The sequence below is a fragment of the Moritella viscosa genome (assembly GCF_900120065.1).
Classification (GTDB): Bacteria; Pseudomonadota; Gammaproteobacteria; order Enterobacterales; family Moritellaceae; genus Moritella; species Moritella viscosa.
The window spans coordinates 34,746-53,074 of the sequence record NZ_FPLG01000004.1; the positions used below are offsets into that span (position 1 = coordinate 34,746).

Below are 18,329 nucleotides of genomic sequence, written 5' to 3' on the forward strand. Positions count from 1 at the left end.
AATGGTATCTAATTCCTTATTTATTTTGGATGTGATATCACTATTTAGCCTGCGGTGATGCACATCTCTTGTAAATAAAAATGACACGGTGGTAAATTTCTAGCAATACGACTTTAGTATTAGCACTCAGTTTTTGTGATAGTTTGACTTACATAGCTAATATATGATTTTAAAAATGCTACTTCACGCAACGTTTTAATTTATTTTTCTTAATGATTTATTAACGATAAAAGCGCAAAATAGCTGCACTTATTACAGTGTAATTTACTAATAATTAGAGGGTTAACATGTCATATTCACTGCCATCTACCTTATGGATGGGGTTATATTATCTTGGCTTCTTTGGTGTCTATGGTGTTCTACTGCCATTTTGGGCATTGTGGTTAAAGGGCGAGGGGACGTCTACCGAAATGATCGGGACCATGCTTGCTTTTGCCTTGCTCGCGCGTTCAGCGGGGGCTTTATTGTTAACCCGTAATTTAGCGACCACAGTGTCGTTGTTACAAGCGATGCGTCGCTTAACGCTGACCAGTATTATTACTTTTGCTGGTTTTTACTTGAGCAATAATGTGTATGTGATTTTTCTGCTGGTGGTGATCACTAACTTTGTCTTTTCACCGTTAATGGCGTTAGGTGAAGCGATGGCGGCAAAGCTCGTTCGTTATAATAATATGGATTACGGTAAGACCCGCTTATGGGGCTCAATAGGCTTTATGTTGGCGAGTGCACTGACTGGAGTACTGGTTGAATCGTTTGATCATCAAATTATTTTATTCACGATTATTGTTGGCTTAGCTGCCTTATTATTATTAACTGTAACCCCTGTACGTAATTTGCCGCAAGATACTGCGGCAAGTAGTAAACGTAGTCTTAGCTTTATTGCTATTTTAAGTCGCCCAAGTTTTTGGCCATTTTTGTTAATCACCGCATTACTACAAGGCGCACATGCGGCATATTATGGTTTTGGTGCTGTGTATTGGCAGGACATTGGTATTAGTGAAACCTACATTGGTTACTTTTGGAGTATGGGTGTTGTCGGTGAGATCTTCTTTCTTGCAATCGGACGTCGATTGTTTGCCAATACCAGTATGGCGACGATGTTTGTAATTGCGACTTTAGGCAGTATTGTCCGTTGGTTAACACTGAGTTATGCGGTTGACGTGACTGTGATCATGTTATCGCAATTATTACACGGTGTGACATTTGGTATCGCGCATTTGGCGGCGATGCGTTATATATCCGAAAATGTGGCTGATGAAGATACCATGACGGTACAAGCTATTTATGCGGCAATTCCATTCAGTCTGGCGATTGCATTGCTGACATTTTTATCTGGATTATTCTATCCTGATTTAAAAGAAAATATTTTCATCTTGATGGCGATTGCCGTGTTACCAGTGTTGCTATTGGTTCGCAGTAAACACATCTAATTACAGCCCTTTACATGCTTTTAAACGGATAACGTATTAGTTATCCGTTTATATTTGCTTGTACTCTTGTATTTAACGGCCTTTCAAATTAAGTAACTGCTTAGTAAACTCCGCAAAACCGAATCCACCAGGCAGACTCATGACGATTGCAGGATGATGACTGAGTTTGTCCCAGTAATCTTGTATATTGGCAACGCCGACTGTTTTAGGCAGCGCTTCAAACATCCGCTGATCATTCATTGAATCCCCTACGTAACAAGCGTAATTCAGTATTTCGTGTGTGGACAATCCCTGTTCTGCTAAAAATTGCAGGGATGTTGCTTTTTTAGAATGTTCTCCATACCACGCATTAATATGAATGGAGCTGGCTGTTGCATGTGCACCTAGGGCATGAATTTTAGTGACAACCTCAGTAATAATTACCTCATCAACACGATCTCGATTCTGGCCAATATCAATGGCTACTTCACACAGTCGATATGACTGATCGAGTGTTAAATTTAGATCGGGATAATCCGCTAAAATCGCTTTTACTTGCTGTTTTAATATTGCTTGTTGTTGGGCAATATCATCCATAGAACGATTGGCCCGTAGGGTTAAATAGTCATTTTCCTTTTCCATAATGAACGCGCCATTTTCACCAAGTACGGCATCAACAGGCCATAGCTGAGCGATATGGTCACACCAACCTGCGCAGGCTCCGGTGACTGCCACCACTTTTATACCTGCTTGCTGAAGATCAGCCAGTGCAATCAAGGTTTCTGGTGGTAACTTTCCTTGCCAAGTGAGGGTATCATCCACATCTGTTAACACCCATTTCACATGTTTCCAGTCTGGCGTTAATTGGTTTTGTATCGAATCCATTTCATACATCCTTCATAATGTTTAGTCAATTTGGGAAAATATGACTAACCTTCTATCTTAGTATCTCAGTATTCATTGAGTGATGATTCAGATACGGGAGGAAACTGTTTATTGTGTAATAAACGTTTTTGTCATGGGTGGGTAACATAATCCCGCTACTGCACAACCTTGGTAATGAATCGTTATTTTACTTGCTGGAGCTAGCGCTGAAACGGGCACTGACAACATCAATTCATATTCAAAAATTTCGACATCGCCAAAATATTCATCATGATAATCTTTACCTTCAGGTAGCCCTATTATCGTGTGATCATTACCGTTTATTGTTACGCGCAGCTTATTCTTATATAAATAATAACCTTCGGTAATTTGCCAAAATATATTTAAGTTGTCGGCTTGTTGCAGTTGAGAAAAAACAAACGCATCCTCGACAGGCAAGAATGCAGGTGCGCTTTGTTGTTTATTTGCAAATAGACTAAAATTATTATTGGCGTGTGCTGGTATTGTGCTTTGAAATATGAGATTACTTGCTAATAATAGGATTAATTTTACTTTCATTTTTTCCAACTTTATTGATTTTTAGCTGTCGTAGTTATTGTGTTAGTTACTTAGTATTACGGACTATCTACTAGGCTATAACTTGAAAAATGGGTTAATACCCCTTATGTTACTTTATATTCTGATCGTTTTATGCTGATTTTTAGATAATTTAGTTATTACTACCATATTCAGTTGAGCTATCTACTATAACTATATTTTTGAGAGGTTAATGTGTTAGGTCGTTTATTTTTCTTGTTTACTGCGATGACATTAATTGAAGTGTATGTACTGATGTCGGTAGGTTCGTTATTAGGTGCAGAGCTGACGGTTGGTATCATTGTGTTAACGGCTTTTGTGGGCTCGTATTTAGTGCGTAGTCAAGGCGTGCAAACGGTACAAAAATTACAATCTCGTTTAGCTGCTGGTGAAGCACCTGGGCAAGAAATTGTAGAAGGCATTATGCTACTAGTTTGTGGTGTACTACTTGTAACACCGGGCTTTGTTACTGATGCTTTAGGTTTGTTGGTATTAACACCGCAAATTCGTGGTCGTTTAGCAAAAGCGATTATTGCCCAGTACAAAGATCGTATTATTCCACAATCGACGTTTACGGGTAATGCGCAAGGTTTCCATTATTCGTCACAATCGTCAACACACTCGTCGCCATTTCAACAACAGCCTGGTGCAGATAATAAGGCCAAAAATGACGGTGTTATTGAAGGTGATTTTGTTGAAGTAGACAAAGATGACAACAAGCTTAATTAGTAAGCGATAGACAAATAAATACCAAAAGGCGTGTTCGAAAGTTCGCGCCTTTTTTGATCCTGCTTCGCTTGATATAACTTATACTACACGGCTATTGGTAAGCACACTATAGGTGTGGTATTTATTAGGCCATAAATAAACATGGTAATTAAGTTACTGTGAATAGTTGCTAGCCATGAACGGCTGGCGTAGTAGCTAAGGATATAGAATGACTGGACAAGCAGTATCAACAGCAGTGAATGAGCTACAGGCCATAAGTCATACAGGGAAAGTAATTTTAGTCGGTTCGGGCCCAGGCGACCCTGATTTATTAACCGTTAAAGCATTACGTTTATTGCAACAAGCTGAAGTTGTAGTACATGACCGTTTAGTTTCTGATGAGATTATCGCTTTGATTAACCCACAAGCGGAACGTTTTTTTGTGGGAAAAAAAGCGGGAAACCATTGTGTACCACAAAGTGGCATTAACCAATTATTAGTGGATCTTGCGCAGCAAGGTAAGTTGGTGATTCGTCTTAAAGGTGGCGATCCGTTTATTTTTGGCCGTGGTGGTGAAGAGCTTGAAGCCTTATTACCTTTTAATATACCTTTTGAAGTTGTGCCGGGGATCACTGCTGCTTCTGGTTGTGCTGCATATGCAGGGATCCCGTTGACGCATCGTGATTATACTCAAGGTGTACAATTTATTACTGGGCATTTAAAAGATGATGCGCATCAGTTGGATTGGCCTCTATTGGGTAAGGCGACGCATACATTGGTGTTTTACATGGGGTTAATACAGAGTGGTGGTATTGCGAATAAGCTGATTGAACACGGAATGAGTGCTGATATGCCGGTGGCTATTGTGGAAAGAGGCACCAGTCAGCGGCAGCGTACATTGCAAGGATCGTTAAAAGATCTGAGTGATCTTGCCGCACAAGCTGAAAGTCCTTCACTGATTATCATTGGTCAGGTTACCCAGTTAGCGGCTAAGCTTGATTGGTTTAGCGCCACACTCACAACGGCGGAATAACATTATTTAAACTGTAATAAACAGGGTTGTATGAAGTTCATATAACCCTGTTTGTTTTAACTTAACGTCTGGTATCCTCGGATAAATAAACGTACAGAACTTTGTAAATAGTGCTTAATTTCCTGCTCAGATAACGACTCTTCAATATTAAACTCTAACCGTGTCCATTGCTCACCTTTAAGAACCGCCAGTAATTGTATTGCTGCTTGACGACAGTCGTTTATATCTAACTCTCCACGACGGTGGTACTCCGCTAAGCAATTTGTCAGTTTATCGATAACAAAGAGAGGACCAGCCTCAAAAAATAATCGTGATAAATGTGGATGGGCAAGACATTCTGCCGCACACGTTCGATGTACTGCCATTGAGTCTGGAGATGTGATCATGGCAAAAAAGCCTTGTGCGAACAAGGTTAATGTCGGTTCAACCGGACCAAGATTTTCTGGTAATAATTCCCCTACGCCCAATAACTCGCATTTGTAGCTGATTGCAGTAATGAATAATTCATCTTTATTGCCAAAGTGGCTATACACGGTTTGCTTAGATACTCCTGCTAATTTAGCGATTAGATCCATGCTCGTGGCTGAGTAGCCGTGCTGAGTAAATTGTAAGGTGGCTGCATCAAGTATTTGATTTCGCTTTAATTCACTCTTTGTTCTGGGTTTATTCATTTATTCATACCGCTAGTTATTTGAATATACATGTCATTATAAAATGTTACATATACGTTAATATGCACAAAATAGACTGTACGGTCTAGTTTGATTTTGCTATATTCTCGACTGGACTTTCAAGTCTAGTTTATAAATGGCTGAAACAAAAGGTTTGCGCTGTATCGCACGTAAAAAAGGACTTTTATTATGATTAGAAAGAATAACGTATCTTTGCTGCATATAAAAACAGCGCAATGGCTAAGTATAGTGCTAACAATGATCACACTGCAAGCATGTAGTGAGGTTGTTGCCGATGAAACACAGGTAGCGTCACAGTATTTACAAGCAAGCAGTGAGCAACTTACACAGCAAGACAGCTATCAAGTTGAAAATAAATTTGTCGGTAAGGTAATTGCTAAGCAAGATGCGAATTTAGGTTTCGAGTTTGCAGGCATTATTAAAACCCTACATGTGATTGAAGGGCAGCAGGTTGTTAAAGGCCAATTGCTCGCAGAGTTAAATACCCAACTGTTATTAATCGAACGGGAACAACTAGAAGCACAGTTGCAGCAGGCAGAAGCGGAATTTGATTTGATTGAAGCGAATTTATCGCGTTTAAGTTCACTAAGTAAGCGTGGTTTTACGTCAGAACAGAATATGGATGAGCTGTCGTCGCAAAAGCGTATTATTACTGCAAATATTAACAGTACTTTGTCGGCTCTCGAGGCAAGTCAGTACCGAATTGATAAATCTAAACTATTAGCGCCTTTTGATGGCATTGTTAGTAGCCGCCAAATAGCCCAAGGTGAAGTGATCGCTGCGGGAACCACGGCACTTAGATTGTTGCAAACTGGCGATTCGGAAGTGACAGTTGGTGTACCTGCTAGTTTTATAAAGCAATTACAGGGTAAAGAGCATCAACTCGAAATTGCAGGTGTTAGTTATCCCGCGACATTACTGAGTATGGGTAATGAAGTTGATACTGTGACCCGAACTATTAGCCTGCGTTTTGCATTAGCGAATAACAGCCCTGTTTATAATGGTCAGTTAGCTTATCTGGCGTTGTCGCAGGAATACCAACAACCGGGTTATTGGGTACCGCTAAGTGCGATCACTGACGGGGTGCGAGGTATGTGGAATATATATACTTTAGAAGAAAACCTTGGGTTGCGAGATCTAGAGACAAATAAGGTAAGATCGTCTGCACTATTTCAACTTAAAAGCACCACTGTCACCGTTTTACATGCCACTGAAACAACGGCTTATGTTCAGGGGGACTTAAAAGATAATCAAGCATATGTAAATACTGGAATCCATCGTTTTATGCCGGGGCAGATGGTGACGCTCAGTCATCAGCAAGCATTTGTGAATATGCCGACCAAGGATGTGATATCGGAGCATAAAATATGATCAAGGCGTTTACTGAAAATAATCGCCTGATGGCACTGCTGATTATTTTACTCATTGTAGCTGGTCTTGGCTCATTATCAACATTACCGCGTACGGAAGATCCAAGGATCACTAATCGGATTGCGAGTGTGTTGACCTTGCTGCCTGGTGCGAGCGCTGAGCGCGTAGAAGCGCTAGTGACTGAAAAAATAGAACAAAAATTACGTAAATTGGCTGATATTAACCGTATTACTTCTACATCTCGGCCGGGAATATCCATCGTGCAATTAAAACTACACGATACCATTACTGATACCGTTCCGGTGTGGTCACGAGTACGTGATCTGCTTAATGACGTAACGAGTGAGTTACCATCAGCAGCTGTTGCACCACGATTAGAAGATGATCGTGGTTATGCTTATACGCAATTAATAGCCGTTAAATGGCAAGGTAATAGTGCCGTTGATTTAACTACATTAGGTCGTTACGGCAAAGAATTACAAAACCAGTTAAAGGTGATCTCCGGTACTGATATTGTCAGTTTATTTGGCCGTGGCGAAGAGCAAATACTGGTCGAAATTGATAAACACTTAGCGGCGAATTTATCACTATCGACACAAGCTATTTCCAGTATTATTTTAGCTGCTGATGCTAAAGTATCTGCGGGTAACATCATCAATGATTATAACCAAATGCAGATCGAAGTGGCGGGATCGTTTGACTCTGTCGATCGGATCCGACAGATCCCATTGCTAAATGATAATAAGGGCGCGGTTGTTCGTTTAGGTGACATTGCGAAGATAAGTAAAAATCTGCAGTGGCCTGCGCAAGAAATTGCCTTGGTTGATGGTGAATATGCCGTCGTGGTATCAACACGTATGCTACCAAATTTACGTATTGATAAATGGAGTACCGAGGTGGATGACAAGGTTGCGGCGTTCAATCAGCAACTACCTCATTCATTAACCACTGAAGTCTTGTTTGACCAATCGCAATACACAGAAGATAGGCTAGAAGGTCTGGTAGATAACATTCTGATTGGTTTCTCGATCATTGCAGCTGTGCTGTTAGTGACTTTAGGCTGGCGCGCGGCATTAATCGTTACCTTATCTCTCCCTTTAACAGTATTGTTTACCTTGACTGTGATGAATTATTACGGCTTACCCATCCATCAAATGTCAGTCACTGGTTTAGTTGTGGCTTTAGGTATCATGGTTGATAACGCGATTGTAATGGCAGATACAATCCAAAAACGACGACAGCAGGGCTTAGATATGAGTGTTGCGGTACAAGGTGCCATTAAGCACTTATGGTTACCGCTATTAGGTTCTACGTTGACGACAATATTAGCCTTTATGCCAATTGTGCTGATGCCTGGACCATCGGGGGAATTTGTCAGTGGTATCGCACTCAGTGTTATCTTCGCCTTAATCGGTTCGTATTTAGTTTCGCATACTATTGTTGCTGGACTCTCTGGTCGTTTCCTTGCGGGAAATTCACCAAGTAAATCAGTACGCACAACGACTTGGTATAATAATGGCATTGAATTACCGGGTTTAGCACGGACTTTCCGCCAGTCATTGGTATTGGTCTTGGCCAGACCTAAGCTCAGTATTGGTTTGGTGTTTATCTTACCTTTAAGTGGCTTTATTTTAGCTAAACATTTGGATGAACAGTTCTTTCCAGCGTCGGATCGTGACATGTTCCATATTGAATTATTCATGCCTGTGCAAACCAGTATTGTTGCTACCGAGGCCATGACGAGAACGATCAGTGATTTGTTAGCACAACAGCAAGGGATCAGTAAGGTTCGTTGGTTTATTGGTAATAACGCTCCGTCTTTTTACTATAATTTGATGCCAAGTAAAGATGGTGCGCAGTATTACGCCCAAGCAATGGTCACGGGCGATAGTTTTAAACGTGTTAATGAATTGGTACCGTCGTTACAGATATTACTTGATGATGCGATCCCTGAAGCACAGATATTAGTGCGTAAGTTAGAACAAGGCCCTCCGTTTAGAGCACCAATTGAGTTACGACTTTTTGGTCCTAATTTAGATACCTTAAAAACCTTGGGTGATGAAGCAAGACGGATTTTAATTAGCACTGACAACGTGATTCATACGCGTGCGACTATTCAACCTGGATTACCTAAAATATGGTTGAAAATTAATGAGGACGTAAGTCAGTTAGCAGGCTTAACCCTGACGGATGTGGCGGCACAGTTACAATCAACCTTACACGGTACGGTAAATGGCTCGATTATTGAAGCCACTGAATCGATACCTGTTCGAGTGCGAATTGCTAATGAGCAACGTAGTAGTTTGTCTGATTTAGCTAACATTAGCCTGAGCTCTCCGCTTTCTCAAGCGAGTATTCCGCTGGTGGCATTAACAGAATTAGCGTTACGTCCAAGCCGTGGGGCTATCCCGCATTGGAATGGTGTACGTGTTAATACGGTTGAAGGATATTTAGTTGCTGGGGTATTGCCCTCAACAGTGCTCAATGAATTTTCGGCCCGTTTAATCAGTGAAAACTTTGTGTTACCGCCGGGTTATCGCATGGAGTTTGGTGGTGAGTCAGCCAAACGAAATGATGCGGTGGGTAATCTGTTAGCCAGTGTTGGTGTGATTATTATGTTACTGATTATTATCGTGGTGCTGTCATTTAACTCATTCCGTTTAGGTGGCGTGATCGTGTTATCGGCTATCCAATCTGTTGGCTTGGGTTTACTGAGTATTTATGTGTTTAATTATCCGTTTGGCTTTACCGTTATTATTGGTTTGCTTGGCTTGATGGGATTAGCGATTAATGCTGCGATTGTTATTTTGGCTGAATTAAAATCAGATCCGAAAGCGGTCGCTGGCGATACCGATGCCATTATTAAAGCCATTACTAGTTGCACTCGCCATATTACCTCAACGACGATTACAACGGTGGGCGGTTTCTTACCATTAATCTTAGCGGGTGGTGGTTTTTGGCCGCCGTTTGCCATTGCCATCGCGGGTGGTACGGTATTAACGACCTTATTATCGTTTTATTTTGTACCTGCGATCTTTGTACTAATGAGCCGTAAAAGATCTTTTGAAGTAACGGCTGTCGCCGCTTAGTTGTAAAGCGATAGTAAATAATCGCTGTACAGGTTATTTAAGATATAAAAAATCCCCGTTACTGTTTATGGCAGTAACGGGGATTTTTATTCAAGCTGCTAACTTATTTAAATTGCTTTCGCAAAACGTTGCGCAGTGTATTTTGGGTTCATTAAGTTTTCGATAGAGAATATTTCATCTAATTCTGCTTCAGATAATAAGCCTCGTTCTAGCACTACTTCACGTACACTTTTACCTGTTTCAGCACAAATTCGACCGATAGTATCGCCTTCGTGATGACCAATAAATGGATTTAAGTAAGTGATAATACCGATCGAGTTTAATACGAAGTCTTGGCATACTTTACGGTTAGCTGTAATGCCTTTAACGCATTTATCTTGTAGCGAGAAGCAGGCATTTTCTAATAAGGTTAATGATTCAAAGAGACATTGACCAATCACGGGCTCCATTACGTTTAACTGTAATTGACCGGCTTCAGCCGCCATAGTGATGGTTAAGTCATTACCACATACTTTAAACGCCACTTGATTAACCACTTCTGGAATTACTGGGTTTACTTTTGCTGGCATGATTGAAGAACCGGCTTGCATTTCTGGTAGATTAATCTCATTTAAACCAGTACGTGGACCAGAAGAAAGTAAACGTAGATCATTACAAATCTTCGATAGTTTCACTGCGAAGCGCTTTAATGCACTTGATAACATCACATAAGCGCCACAGTCAGATGTTGCTTCCACTAAATCTTCTGCAGGCACAAAGGGATGACCGGTAATTTCAGCTAATTTCGCAATCGCCAGCTCCGAATAACCCGTTGGAGTATTTAAGCCAGTACCAATCGCTGTTGCGCCAAGGTTAATTTCGAGTAGTAATTCTTGGCAACGTTTAATGCTTTTTATTTCTTCTCTGAGGGTAACCCCAAATGCGCGGAATTCTTGACCTAATGTCATCGGTACCGCGTCTTGTAATTGGGTACGGCCCATTTTTAATACATCATTAAACTCTTCAGCTTTCGTTAAGAATGTTTCGCTTAATGAGGTCAGCGCAGCTAATACAGCGTTACTACGTTCAAACAAAGCCACGCGAAAGCCGGTAGGGTAGGCATCGTTGGTGCTTTGACTTTTATTGACGTGATCATTTGGATTAATGTGGCTGTAAGCACCTTTAGCATGTCCCATTTGCTCTAGCGCAATATTGGCCAATACTTCGTTGGTATTCATGTTTACCGATGTACCTGCGCCACCTTGGAATGCATCAATCGGGAATTGTGCGTAAAATTTATCAGTCGCTAACAAAATGTCACAGGCATTCACGATCGCGTCGCTAATGTGTGGTGAGATAGTGCCTAAAATACCATTGGCGAGTGCTGCTGCTTTCTTTGTTTTTACCATGCCGCGTACAAATTCAGGACAGTCTCCGATCTTTTCACTACTGATGTGGAAGTTTTCCATCGCTCTTAATGTATGAATACCGTAATAAGCTTGCGCGGGTATTTTTTTTACACCTAATAAGTCAGTTTCTAGACGGGTTTCTTGAGTAAAGTCGGTTGCTAATACTGTCATTGGTACACTCTGCTATGTGATCAAAACGTAGGAAGGAGAACAAAATTTATGTGCGGATAATACGTTGTATTTTTTTTATTAAACGGGCTTAGATCACTTTTTTAAATAAAATTTTAAGGATGCTAAAGATATTTTTATTTGGCTTAAGAAACAGCAAGTCTGATGGATTATTAGTGTGTATTTCACCTGTAAACACGCGATTCATTGGGTGATCTATTAACACTGACCAGCTAGATGAATAAATACCCAAACTCGTTTCTGATATAGCACCTTGAAGTAGTTTGGGTATATAAACGGTTAAGCAGGGGTTTCACGGCGTAATTCATTGTGTAGTTCGAGCTGTAATTGCTGTGCGTAATATAAAGCGAGTAGGCCAACTAATACATTGGCACTGGCGATACCAAAGAAGATACCCTTTTCACCACAATAATGGGCGCCAAGACTTGATAGCGTAATGATTAACAGTGAGCGGCTTAAGCTTAGGCTTAATGCTGATATTGGTCGATTGAACCCATTTAGACTGGAAGCTACCGCCATCATAATACCCTGCATAGCAAAAGTCGCAGGGATAATATAAAGGTATAACGATAAGTGGCTGATCACTGCTACATCATCACTGAATAATGTCGCTATATAAGGGGCGGCCAAAGCAATGAGCAGATAAATGCTTAATTGTGAAATTAACGAGTAACGGATCGCCAGTTTGATCGCGGTTAAGCAGCGCTGTGGATTGTTTGCTGACGAGTTTTGAGCGATGAAAGGCGAGAGCATTGAGCTCACGGCAATCATGCCGATTAATAAAATCGCCTCCAGCCGTGTACCAGCGCCATAAGCGGCAACGGCTGTGGTGCTAAATGTCGCTAATTGCCACATCACAAAGGCATTGTTTACTGGGCTAAGCATATTTGTCAAAGAGGCTGGCAACCCTATCGCTGTAATCTTACGCCAATTTTTTAACATGTTACCTAGGCTTGGTTTGGTTAATAACAATAACTGTTCACGATAACGCAATAAGTAAATCGCCACTGCAAAGGTTATTAACCACGATAAACCAGATGCAATTGCAGCGCCTTTTACACCGAGTTCAGGAAAGGGGCCAATGCCAAAAATCAGTAACGGATCGAGTATGCCATTCATAAATCCTGCAATGATCATCACTCTGCTTGGGGTTTTGGTGTCGCCAGTGGCGCGAATAGCGGCATTACCAACCATAGGTATGACGAGGAAGGGGATCGCGATATACCAATAGAACATGTAATCTTGGATATAGACCATTAAGGATTCTGTTGCCCCTAACACCTTAAATAATGGTTCTATGCTGTTAATACCAATAATAGCAACTGTTAAGATGGTGGTAAGTGCTAACAATAAACCATCAGATGTTAACCTCGCCGCATCTTGGTGCTGCCCTTGACCTAATAAACGCGCTAAACAAGCGGATAAACCTGTGCCTAAGCCCATAGCTAATGCGGAAACAAAAAAGGTGACAGGGAAAGTAAAGCTGATCGCGGCTAATGCTTGCGTACCCAGTAAGCTCACAAAATAAGTGTCTACTAAGCTAAAGCCAAGTACAGCTAATAAACCATAGGCCATAGGCACTGCCATTTTTGTCATTACCTGAGAGACGGGTGCCGAGAGAAGACCGTGTTTATCTTTCAATACTTATTACCTAAAATGTTCGCTAACGTGATGCCTAAAAAGTCACTGAGAAGGTTTATGGACTAAATTTAGTTCGGGATATATTACGCTTTTCTTCGTCAACAAAAAGCTTTGTTTTGTACTTTTACCTGACATTTACACTTCTATTTGTAGAAACAATCTAAAAACGCTATGTAAGGTGTGAATTTATTAACTATTTTTCTTTTTTCCCTTGAGTTGGAAAGCAGTTGCCCCGATATATTACTCCATAGTCATGGTGTCGGTAAATAATCGACCATTGATATTCGCAACATGTATTCTTTAAGGAGATCATTCAAATGACAATTCGTCCACTACACGATCGCGTGATCGTTCGTCGCCAAGAACAAGAAACTAAATCAGCAGGCGGTATTGTACTTACTGGTGCATCTGCGACATTATCGACACGCGGTGAAGTTATTGCTGTTGGTAACGGTCGTTTATTAGATAGCGGTGAAGTACGTCCACTGGCTGTTAATGTAGGCGATACTGTTATTTTTAGTGAAGGTTATGGCGTTAAGACTGAAAAGCTAGAAGGCAAAGAAGTTTTAATCATGAGTGAAGCTGATATTTTAGCTATCGTTGAATAAATTTAAACATTTATTTTTGATAGACCTAATACCAAAAAATTAACAGATTTTAAAAGGATAATTAAGATGGCTAAAGACGTAAAATTCGGCTTAGACGCACGTGATAAAATGCTTAACGGCGTAAACATTCTTGCGAATGCAGTTAGAGTAACATTGGGCCCTAAAGGTCGTAACGTAGTAATCGATAAAAGCTTCGGCGCACCATTAATCACTAAAGATGGTGTTACTGTTGCGAAAGAAATCGAACTAGAAGACAAATTCGAAAACATGGGCGCACAAATGCTCAAAGAAGTTGCTTCACAAGCAAATGATGCAGCTGGTGACGGTACAACTACTGCGACCGTACTTGCACAAGCGATTGTGAACGAAGGCCTCAAAGCAGTTGCTGCTGGCATGAACCCAATGGATCTGAAACGCGGTATTGACCAAGCTGTTAAAGCTGCCGTTGCAGAACTAAAAGAATTATCTGTACCTTGTTTAGATACTAAAGCGGTTGAACAAGTTGGTACTATCTCTGCGAACTCTGATGCAAGCGTGGGAAAAATTATTGCTGAAGCAATGGATCGTGTTGGTAAAGAAGGTGTTATTACGGTTGAAGACGGCCAAGCACTAGAAGATGAGCTAGACGTTGTTGAAGGTATGCAGTTCGATCGTGGTTACCTATCTCCTTACTTCGTTACAAATCAAGAAACAGGCAGCGTTGAATTAGAATCACCATTTATCTTATTAGTAGATAAGAAAGTGTCTAACATCCGTGAACTACTACCTGTACTTGAAGGCGTAGCAAAAGCATCTAAACCACTATTAATCATTGCTGAAGACCTTGAAGGCGAAGCACTGGCTACATTAGTAGTGAACAACATGCGTGGTATCGTTAAAGTTGCAGCTGTTAAAGCACCTGGTTTCGGTGACCGTCGTAAAGCAATGTTACAAGACATCGCGATGCTAACTGCGGGTACTGTTATCTCTGAAGAGATTGGTATGGAGCTAGAAAAAGCAACGGTTGCTGAACTTGGCCAAGCAAAACGTATCATCATCACTAAAGATGAAACAACGATCATCGACGGAATCGGTGATGAAGAGACTATCAAAGGTCGTGTAGCTCAAATCCGTAAGCAAATCGAAGATTCATCTTCAGATTACGATAAAGAGAAACTACAAGAACGTGTTGCTAAACTCTCTGGTGGTGTTGCGGTAATTAAAGTTGGCGCAGCAACTGAAATCGAAATGAAAGAGAAAAAAGCCCGCGTTGAAGATGCACTGCACGCAACACGTGCAGCTGTTGAAGAAGGTGTTGTTGCTGGTGGTGGTGTTGCACTTGTTCGTGCTGCTGCTGCAATCCAAGGCCTGGAAGGTGCAAATCAAGATCAAACTGTTGGTATTAAAGTTGCGCTAAGAGCAATGGAAGCACCACTACGTCAAATTGTTCAAAACTCAGGTGACGAAGCATCTGTTGTGGCGAACAATGTACGTGCAGGCGAAGGTAGCTACGGTTACAACGCTGGTACTGGCGAATATGGCGACATGATTGAGATGGGTATCCTAGATCCAACTAAAGTAACACGTTCAGCATTACAGTTTGCTGCATCTGTTGCGGGTCTGATGATCACTACTGAAGCAATGATCACTGATGTACCTGTTGATGCATCAGCATCATCTATGCCTGACATGGGCGGAATGGGTGGCATGGGCGGCATGATGTAAACCTGACGGCGCCTAGTCATTGATTATAAGGGTTTATTTATCCTCTGTGGAGGCGTAAATAGACCCTTTTTTATTTCACTGCATGATATAGCTATGTGGTGCCTTCTATTTTATCTTCATTTTTATATAAGTCGGCTTTATTTCCAATGACAATATCTGCAATTGTATTTGCTGATTAAAAATGTCGTGAATGGTGTAACGTTTGTCTTTTAGGTTTCGAGCATCAACAAAGGTTAATGTTTTTTGTCGTAATAGCACTTCCTAGTAATGTCCTGAAAAACGTACTTTTAATATCTATTTTTAATCATTAATAAAATCGAGTGTTAGAAACAATCTACGTTCGCCTTGAGAAATGTCAGGTGAACGATGAACCAGACCTGCACCTTCATTTTTATCCCAATACTCGCCTTTAAGTAATGCAATATCACCTTGTGTTAGTTGATTAATATCATCGATATCTTGTATTAGACCTGATTGCTCATCGGTTTCTCCTTGGTATTCTGCGCCTAGTTTTGTGCGATCAATGATATTATTATTAAGCCATTGGGTGGCCATGCCTTTGTATGTTGTTACTAAACGGCAAGGTATACGGTCAACATGAAAACGGGGGCACATAGCTCGGTCGAGTATTGTTAATCTTAATCCAGCTTGTTTTAGGCCAAACAGGCAACAAAACATATCAACTAATAAGGTTATATCATTAATTAATGTTGTTATATCGTCTGATTTTCCAAATTTTTCACTCAGTACTTCAAAGCAATCTTCTGGCGTTACAATCAATAATAACGTTAATGTTGGGTTATGTTCTAACAAATGGTTAACCGCAATAGTTAATTTATTGTCAAGGTTACGCTGCCAAACCACAATGTTTGTATTATCTTGGTATATATCAGCTAATACGGTAGGAGTACTTCCTTCAACTAAGCCCCGTGAAAGCAAGTGGGGACCATCGTTGTTAGTGTGGCTCTGCGTATTAGCGTTGATGTCATTATGAATAGCTAAGGTGCTCATGAGTTCTCCCCCCATTGAGGAAAAGGGTCATTTAATGTTGTCCAGAAACGCTTACCCTTTAGTAATTCATCCTCAGTTAATAGACATTCATCTAGCGCGACCGTCATTCTTTTTTGATCTAAATTTTGGCCGATAAATACGATCTCTTGACGCATATCACCAAAGGGTTCAACCCACTGTTTTTTTATCGCATCGAGTGATTCTTGATCTGTAGGCCAGTCTTTTTCAGGGATTGATTTCCAAAACATACCTGCAAAACCATAGTGTGCTATTCCGCCAGCTTGGCTCCATTGGCCGCAAAATTGCGGACGAGAAGCCAACCAAAAGTAACCTTTGGAACGAATAAGTTTGCCAAACTGTTCTGTGTTGTGCAGAAACTGATAAAACTTTTCAGGATTAAATGGCTTTCGTGCAATATAGTTAAAACTGCTGATACCGTATTCTTCGGTTTCAGGTATTTTTTCACCACGTATTTCTTTGAGCCAACCCGGTGCTTTTTCTGCTTGTTCAAAATCAAAAAAACCAGTATTTAGCACGTCATCGATATCAACTTTTCCCAAAGATATGGGAATAACCTTAGCGCGTGTATTAAGTACTTTAAGGATGGCGCGAAGTCGTTCTATATCAGCTGGTTTAGCTAAATCTGTTTTGCTAATAAGAAGAACATCTGCAAATTCGACTTGATCAACTAATAAATCTGTTACGCTTCGCTCATCTTCATCGTTAAGAAATTCACCTGTATCACGTAGATATTTTGCTTCATCATAATCTTTCAAAAAATTAACAGCATCTACTACAGTCACCATGGTATCTAACGTTGCTACGTCTGATAACGAAATGCCATTTTCATCGGCAAAAGTAAATGTTTCAGCGACGGGGAGTGGCTCCGAAATACCTGTAGATTCTATAACGAGGTAATCAAATCGACCGTCTTTTGCTAATTTATCAACTTCTAATAGAAGGTCTTCACGTAGTGTGCAGCATATACAGCCGTTGCTCATTTCTACAAGCTTTTCGTCACTACGATTGAGTGAAACTTCATTTTTCACAAAGGCAGCATCAATGTTTATCTCACTCATGTCATTAACAATTACTGCAACCTTTTTCCCATCGCGATTATGAAGAATATGATTGAGTACTGTTGTTTTTCCTGCGCCAAGAAAGCCAGAGAGTACAGTGACAGGTAACTTTTTTTTAACCATTATTTTATCTACGTTTTCAACATTTAAATGTTATGTTATGTTATAACATAACACTATGGTGTTAAAGTAAATATTCAAAAATAGTATTATTTGATTAAAAATAAATAACTTCTCTATAAATAACAAAATATAATAACTGCGTTAATTTCCTATTTAAATATGAATAACGAGTTGAAAGCAATACACGTTATAGTTACCATCAATTAATCGTAATAATTATCATTCACCTTACCTGTGGGGATGGTCTACGCATTGTATTAATCACCAAATATATTGAGAGTAACCTTAATGACTATATTTGAACATCATATCCATTATTTACCTGCCAAACCGATGGATTGGATGATTGAAGATTATGCTGAAGAACTCGGTATCTTAGAAAAAACATGGCTGATTTTTTTGATTTTTTTGATTTTAATAAATTTTATATGAGTGATATGAACTTATGGAACTTAATAGCTCAAAGTAACTTATTAAAAAAGCCCACAGCAGAAAGTAACAAACAAGTGACTAAACTAATCGCGGGCGAAGTATATGTAGATACTTTAGGGCAAGAGCAAACTTTGACGGTTTATTCGATGGAGCCAAGCCTTATTCCGGATCCAGAGGAGTGGCTCGCTAAGATGACTGCACGCTGGGAAGTATTGATTCGACAGTTTTCCAGTGATGCAACAATCAGTGCAGAGCTGTTTGATTATGAAGGGTAGCTAAGTCCTATAAGCTACATATCTAGAAATTGAAGCCTTAATCTCGGAATGCGAAATCGTGAGTAAGGTTTTGATTCTTACACGACGGTGATGCGTGGCAGGGTAGTGCATACTTC

At 40.4% G+C, this 18,329-nt stretch carries 15 protein-coding genes; 8 read left to right on the forward strand and 7 right to left on the reverse strand.

The features are described from left to right. Positions 1-287: 287 nt before the first annotated feature. Complete coding sequence (locus BT797_RS00375) at positions 288-1,430, forward strand: 3-phenylpropionate MFS transporter (RefSeq protein WP_045108828.1); 1,143 nt, start codon at positions 288-290, stop codon at positions 1,428-1,430. Between the two features lie 72 nt (positions 1,431-1,502). Here the strand turns inward: BT797_RS00375 and BT797_RS00380 are convergent, their stop codons facing one another. Next, on the reverse strand, positions 1,503-2,294 hold the full coding sequence (locus BT797_RS00380; protein WP_075470824.1) for an HAD family hydrolase: 792 nt from the start codon (positions 2,292-2,294) through the stop codon (positions 1,503-1,505). Positions 2,295-2,402: 108 nt separating this feature from the next. Further along, positions 2,403-2,852: a protein-disulfide reductase DsbD domain-containing protein gene (locus BT797_RS00385; protein ID WP_075470826.1), complete on the reverse strand. Its 450-nt coding sequence runs from the start codon at positions 2,850-2,852 to the stop codon at positions 2,403-2,405. Between the two features lie 213 nt (positions 2,853-3,065). Between BT797_RS00385 and BT797_RS00390 the strand changes: the two genes are divergently transcribed. Both BT797_RS00390 and cobA read left to right on the forward strand, forming a co-directional pair. Further along, positions 3,066-3,599, forward strand: a complete 534-nt coding sequence (locus tag BT797_RS00390) for an FxsA family protein (protein WP_075470828.1) — start codon at positions 3,066-3,068, stop codon at positions 3,597-3,599. Between the two features lie 208 nt (positions 3,600-3,807). Next, entirely contained in the window at positions 3,808-4,611 is an 804-nt protein-coding gene (gene cobA, locus BT797_RS00395) for a uroporphyrinogen-III C-methyltransferase (protein WP_045108832.1), read from the forward strand. 56 nt (positions 4,612-4,667) lie between these two features. Here cobA and BT797_RS00400 read toward each other — a convergent pair whose 3' ends face one another. Then, complete coding sequence (locus BT797_RS00400; RefSeq protein WP_045108833.1) at positions 4,668-5,282, reverse strand: TetR/AcrR family transcriptional regulator; 615 nt, start codon at positions 5,280-5,282, stop codon at positions 4,668-4,670. Between the two features lie 189 nt (positions 5,283-5,471). Here BT797_RS00400 and BT797_RS00405 point away from each other — a divergent pair, with 189 nt between their 5' ends. Next, complete coding sequence (locus tag BT797_RS00405; protein WP_075470830.1) at positions 5,472-6,674, forward strand: efflux RND transporter periplasmic adaptor subunit; 1,203 nt, start codon at positions 5,472-5,474, stop codon at positions 6,672-6,674. After that, positions 6,671-9,763, forward strand: a complete 3,093-nt coding sequence (locus BT797_RS00410) for an efflux RND transporter permease subunit (protein WP_075470832.1) — start codon at positions 6,671-6,673, stop codon at positions 9,761-9,763. Before BT797_RS00405 ends, BT797_RS00410 begins: the two co-directional genes overlap by 4 nt. A gap of 107 nt (positions 9,764-9,870) precedes the next feature. On the opposite strand, the gene aspA is transcribed toward BT797_RS00410, so the two are convergent. After that, a complete protein-coding gene (gene aspA / locus BT797_RS00415) occupies positions 9,871-11,322 on the reverse strand; it encodes an aspartate ammonia-lyase (protein WP_075470834.1) in 1,452 nt (483 codons plus the stop codon). 297 nt (positions 11,323-11,619) lie between these two features. Beyond that, on the reverse strand, positions 11,620-12,981 hold the full coding sequence (locus tag BT797_RS00420) for an MATE family efflux transporter (protein ID WP_244534085.1): 1,362 nt from the start codon (positions 12,979-12,981) through the stop codon (positions 11,620-11,622). Positions 12,982-13,298: 317 nt separating this feature from the next. On the opposite strand from BT797_RS00420, the gene BT797_RS00425 reads away from it, so the two are divergent. Together BT797_RS00425 and groL are read left to right on the forward strand one after the other, a co-directional pair. Then, positions 13,299-13,589 carry a co-chaperone GroES gene (locus tag BT797_RS00425; RefSeq protein WP_045108838.1) on the forward strand — a complete coding sequence of 97 codons (291 nt, stop codon included), beginning with the start codon at positions 13,299-13,301 and terminating at the stop codon, positions 13,587-13,589. 66 nt (positions 13,590-13,655) lie between these two features. Then, positions 13,656-15,293 carry a chaperonin GroEL gene (groL, locus tag BT797_RS00430; RefSeq protein ID WP_045108839.1) on the forward strand — a complete coding sequence of 546 codons (1,638 nt, stop codon included), beginning with the start codon at positions 13,656-13,658 and terminating at the stop codon, positions 15,291-15,293. Positions 15,294-15,593: 300 nt separating this feature from the next. Here groL and BT797_RS00435 read toward each other — a convergent pair whose 3' ends face one another. Both BT797_RS00435 and zigA read right to left on the reverse strand, forming a co-directional pair. Then, entirely contained in the window at positions 15,594-16,304 is a 711-nt protein-coding gene (locus tag BT797_RS00435; RefSeq protein ID WP_075470838.1) for a DUF1826 domain-containing protein, read from the reverse strand. Beyond that, entirely contained in the window at positions 16,301-17,506 is a 1,206-nt protein-coding gene (gene zigA / locus BT797_RS00440; RefSeq protein ID WP_075470840.1) for a zinc metallochaperone GTPase ZigA, read from the reverse strand. Before zigA ends, BT797_RS00435 begins: the two co-directional genes overlap by 4 nt. Positions 17,507-17,892: 386 nt before the next feature. On the opposite strand from zigA, the gene BT797_RS00445 reads away from it, so the two are divergent. Then, complete coding sequence (locus tag BT797_RS00445) at positions 17,893-18,213, forward strand: hypothetical protein (protein ID WP_075470842.1); 321 nt, start codon at positions 17,893-17,895, stop codon at positions 18,211-18,213. The last annotated feature ends 116 nt before the right edge of the window (positions 18,214-18,329 follow it).